Raw genomic sequence first — 4,014 nt, forward strand, 5'->3', positions numbered from 1 at the left:
TATAGCAATTCTACGACTTGTGAGGTACAAATTTATGGTTTTTAGGGAGCAGGGAGCAGGGAGCAGGGAGCAGGGAAGAGGGAAGAGGGAAGAGGAACCCACCCCTAACCCCTCCCAGGAGGGGAAGTGAGGGAAGAGGGAAGAGGAACCCACCCCTAACCCCTCCCAGGAGGGGAAGTGAGGGAAGAGGGAAAAAATAATGTGTACCTCATGAGTCCTAGAAACGCTATACTAAGAGCATCCGTTAGGATCAGAAGGTTCATGAGCAATTATTCGGTTACAATAACTAAGAAGCAAAAAGTAGGTGTGATTATCATGCAAGCTATTTTTTGGAGTATAGAAGAAGTCGCCCAAAGAGCCAAACAACTGTACGAAAATGGCATTCGCCAACAAGTTGAATATGGCGATAATATTGGCAAAATGATTGTGATTGATGCTGAAACTGGTGAATACGGAATAGATCAAACTGGTGTGGAAACAGCATTAAGGTTCAAGCAAAAGAAACCAAACGCCAGATTGTTTACTATGCGGATTGGTTATGACGTTGCGGTCAGCTTTGGTGGTGCAATTGAGCGAACTGTACCATGATTTACGGCAGATTGATTGATGGGTTAGCTATAGTACCAGTAACTTTTCGTTTACCTACACAACCAGATTTTTCTCTAGATTTTATTATCGACACTGGGTTCAACGATCATCTTACCCTACCACCACAAGCAGTCAGTGTAATGAATCTTCCATTATATTCTAGCACACCGGCAAGATTAGCCGATGGTAGGGAAGCTTTATTATCTATACATTTAGCCACAATTGTTTGGGACAATATCGAAAAAGTAGTCCCTATTTTAGCTTCTGGTTATAAACCTTTACTTGGAACAGCTTTGATGAGAGGATATCATCTGGAGATAGATTTTGAAGACAATGGTTTGGTTTCGCTAGAAAAAATTTCACCCTCTATTTCATAATTTGAGCGATAGCAGCATGTAGGTTGGGCCCTTGGAACGTAGGCTTGCTTCCCCTAGGGTAACCCAACACATAGTGCGAACGCGCCCCGCGTGACCTACGGTCAATCGCTTTTAGCGGCTCTTTTGGAGCATCGCGCTTTGTAGGTTGGCTTGTTGAATGTTACCCAACATAATTCCCCTCAACACAACGTCTTCGACCCAAGAGCCGGGTATCTGCTCGCTACAAAATAGAAACTACAATTTAATTGGTGTGGCGGTCTTATGTTGTTGGGTTTCCTCACGTCACCCCAACCTACGATTGAATTGAGGTGGTGAGTGCGATCGCTCGTACAGCTTTAAATTAGGCGTTGCTGAATCAAGGAATGAATGCGCGATCATCTGGTATGGGTCTTGCCCCCTAAATCCCCCAACTTTGGCAGGGCTGTTTCATTCTCGACCATAAAATTCATGTTTTAGGGGCTGAAAGCCCCTGATGGTAAGCAAATCACCGTGTTTTTATACTATTGGTGTTTAATAATAGAAAAACAGGGGCAAAACCGTTGCCGCTCGGGAGGTTCAGGGAACCGAAAAATTTACAATGAAACAGCCCTGCCCAACTTTGGGGGACGCAAGAAAGTCTTGTTCCCCCCAGAATTGGGGGGCTAGGGGGGCGAAACCATACCCAAAATCAGCAACGCCTTAAATTAAGCGCTCTTGTAGGGTGCTTCAAGGTGAAATGTAACGCACCACCTTTGTGTTAATATGAGAAAATATTTCCGGTAACAATGAATCATCTTCTAAATTTGTAAGTTATTGAAGGAGCGGACGCACTGGTGACAAGGAAAAGTCCACTTGTGATAGTAAGAGCCATTCCTATGCGATCGCTTGTAGCCCTTTTTTCTTCACGAGGGTCAACAGGCGTAGCGCAGCTCCCCCAGGTTTTTTAACACCACTTTCCCAGTCGGAAACCTGATTGTGTGAAACATTGAGGTAACGAGCGAAGACTGCTATTGAAGCATTTTCCCGCTCCCGCAAAGCACGGATATCTTGTGGAGATAGGGATTCAAAAGGAGTAAGACAGGTTTGATCAAACTCATCCATCGTCTGCTTAGTAATGGCACCAATTTGATGCAAAGCTTCCATGGACTCATGGATGGCAGCAAAAGCCTCTGATTTGTACTGTAGTGATTCGCTCATTGCTTAACTTCCCCTAGTGCCTTAATATCTATCAATTGCTGAATCTGTTCATCTGACAGCAGCCTTGTACTCTTTAGCCGCTTTCTTAAAGTCTGCTAGCTCATCATTGGAGATATTATCGCGCTCACTTTTGGCAAACCCATATATGAAAAACGCCTTATCACCGCGACGAAATAGGATGATCGAGCGATACCCTCCAGACTTACCCTGGCTCTCACGGGCAATGCGCTGCTTGATGACACCTCCACCGAGATCAGCATCGATTAAGCCTTGCTCTGCCCGCATCACAGCTCCGAGCAACATGGCATCTGTCATTCTTTCTCTACGGGAGAAGCGTTGAAACCATGCAACGCATGAAAATCCGCAATATAACCTCTTACATTTTATATAATATCATACATTGCATGATACTTTAAGTGCGTTCGCTTTTAGCGGCTCCAAAGGAGCATCGCTGATTACCATGACCGAGAGTGAGAAGAATCAACAAGTTGATCAACTCGCTCAGGCGATGGAAAAAGCGGTAAAAGTCCCTTCAGACAATACAAAAAAAAATGCTCAAGGATACCTATGCCTTAATGGAGCATTTAACCAATACCAAGGGTGACAGGGATTCTGCTGATGGTGAGACTAAAGATGACTCAGATACCAATGCCTCTGGCGCTGATTATCAAACCTTACTCAATAACTTCAAAGAATCTTATAGCCAGCATTATGATGCCTTAGCGGTAAGTGAAGCAGGTTTTCCGATTGGTGGTCATTTGTTTAATATGACCAAAGATGAACTGGATGCTGAGATAAAGGATATTAACAAAAAAATAGCAGACGCGAAACAACTCCCACCAGAGCAAATTCATGATTTTTTCGATATGCCTATGCCCTAAGATAAAAGCTATTTGAAGTTTCTAAATCCGCCGAAAATGCTGCTAGTACCGATAGCTCTACTACAGAGGATAAAGAAGAGAATGCTACAGCGGAAGAGACGATAGATCAAGCGGTGAGGGATAAAAATTCACCAGAGGATCAAGTTGCGAAAAATGAGGTTAATCGAGAAATAGGTGAATTTAACCAAAAACATGCTGGCACGATGGAGGAGATAGTGCGATCGACCTTGTCGGGTGCGATCCTTGAATCAACATCTGCTGCTTCACCCGATGGATTATGAGGAACGCACCACCCTAAACCCTCGATTTTCACGCTTGTTACCCGTTGATTTTATCTGATATTGTAAGTTACGATAAAAACTTGTTAATTTATGTTACCGTCATAGTGTATGTAACTCTGACTGGCTAAAAATGAAAGCAATTACGAGTAATCAAGCCAAACACAAATTAGATGAACTAATCGAGCGGGTCATTCTTGATGTAGAACCAACGATTTTATGTAATGATCAAGGAAAACAAGCTGTTTTAATGTCTTTAGATGAATTTAACTCTTGGCGAGAAACACTATATTTATAGTCCAACCCTGCCAATGCCGAACATCTCTTAGAATCAATTGAACAAGCTAAATCAGGCAAAAAGTCAATTAAACAATTAATTGATGAATGAAAATCACTTTTACCGAAGCATCTTGGTCTGACTATAAATGGCTACAAGAGAATGATAAAAGGCTATTAAAAAGAGTTAATTTACTGGTTGACGAGGACCTCAATTCACCAGGTTGACTCAAAGGGGGGATAATGTTGAGGCACGAAACCCAACAATCACGGGCTTTTGCGTAACCTTTCTGATGCTGCACTGGACAAACTGGCGATCGCTTAGTTCGTAACCGAAAGATATCTGCCGCCAGTGAGCTTGAACTTTAGAGTCCCTCACCTCAATTAACTCATAAATTTCTGGAGGATGGGGCTGGTGCACCACGCAGCATCCCTTCT

At 43.1% G+C, this 4,014-nt stretch carries 8 protein-coding genes; 5 read left to right on the forward strand and 3 right to left on the reverse strand.

What is annotated here, in order from left to right; all coding sequences use genetic code 11:
* Positions 1-315: 315 nt before the first annotated feature.
* The gene (locus F6J99_RS42755) at positions 316-588 is read left to right on the forward strand and encodes a hypothetical protein (protein WP_287255939.1); all 273 of its coding nucleotides are present in this window, start codon (positions 316-318) and stop codon (positions 586-588) included.
* Positions 585-965 (forward strand): clan AA aspartic protease, encoded by a 381-nt coding sequence (locus F6J99_RS42760; protein ID WP_293122941.1) that lies wholly within the window; start codon positions 585-587, stop codon positions 963-965. The genes F6J99_RS42755 and F6J99_RS42760 overlap by 4 nt, the downstream gene beginning before the upstream one ends.
* Before the next feature lie 852 nt (positions 966-1,817).
* On the opposite strand, the gene F6J99_RS42765 is transcribed toward F6J99_RS42760, so the two are convergent.
* Both F6J99_RS42765 and F6J99_RS42770 read right to left on the reverse strand, forming a co-directional pair.
* On the reverse strand, positions 1,818-2,141 hold the full coding sequence (locus F6J99_RS42765) for a DNA-binding transcriptional regulator (RefSeq protein WP_293122944.1): 324 nt from the start codon (positions 2,139-2,141) through the stop codon (positions 1,818-1,820).
* Positions 2,142-2,189: 48 nt separating this feature from the next.
* On the reverse strand, positions 2,190-2,528 hold the full coding sequence (locus tag F6J99_RS42770; RefSeq protein WP_293122959.1) for a type II toxin-antitoxin system RelE/ParE family toxin: 339 nt from the start codon (positions 2,526-2,528) through the stop codon (positions 2,190-2,192).
* A gap of 164 nt (positions 2,529-2,692) precedes the next feature.
* Here F6J99_RS42770 and F6J99_RS42775 point away from each other — a divergent pair, with 164 nt between their 5' ends.
* From F6J99_RS42775 to F6J99_RS42785, 3 genes are all read left to right on the forward strand, one after another.
* Entirely contained in the window at positions 2,693-3,022 is a 330-nt protein-coding gene (locus F6J99_RS42775) for a hypothetical protein (RefSeq protein ID WP_293122947.1), read from the forward strand.
* Positions 3,023-3,135: 113 nt separating this feature from the next.
* On the forward strand, positions 3,136-3,303 hold the full coding sequence (locus F6J99_RS42780) for a hypothetical protein (RefSeq protein WP_293122950.1): 168 nt from the start codon (positions 3,136-3,138) through the stop codon (positions 3,301-3,303).
* Positions 3,304-3,433: 130 nt separating this feature from the next.
* Positions 3,434-3,598, forward strand: coding sequence for a type II toxin-antitoxin system prevent-host-death family antitoxin (locus tag F6J99_RS42785; RefSeq protein ID WP_293122953.1), 165 nt, complete (start codon positions 3,434-3,436; stop codon positions 3,596-3,598).
* A gap of 207 nt (positions 3,599-3,805) precedes the next feature.
* Here F6J99_RS42785 and F6J99_RS42790 read toward each other — a convergent pair.
* On the reverse strand, positions 3,806-4,014 hold a 209-nt coding region (locus tag F6J99_RS42790; protein ID WP_293122956.1), incomplete at its 5' end, for a hypothetical protein.

Source organism: Moorena sp. SIO4G3 (assembly GCF_010692305.1).
GTDB classification, from domain to species: Bacteria; Cyanobacteriota; Cyanobacteriia; order Cyanobacteriales; family Coleofasciculaceae; genus Moorena; species Moorena producens_A.

Coding starts and splice junctions, on each gene's coding strand:
- F6J99_RS42755 (WP_287255939.1), top strand. CDS start 316: ATGCAAGCTATTTTTTGGAGTATAGAAGAAGTCGCCCAAAGAGCCAAA.
- F6J99_RS42785 (WP_293122953.1), top strand. CDS start 3,434: ATGAAAGCAATTACGAGTAATCAAGCCAAACACAAATTAGATGAACTA.
- F6J99_RS42760 (WP_293122941.1), top strand. CDS start 585: ATGATTTACGGCAGATTGATTGATGGGTTAGCTATAGTACCAGTAACT.
- F6J99_RS42775 (WP_293122947.1), top strand. CDS start 2,693: ATGCTCAAGGATACCTATGCCTTAATGGAGCATTTAACCAATACCAAG.
- F6J99_RS42765 (WP_293122944.1), bottom strand. CDS start 2,141: ATGAGCGAATCACTACAGTACAAATCAGAGGCTTTTGCTGCCATCCAT.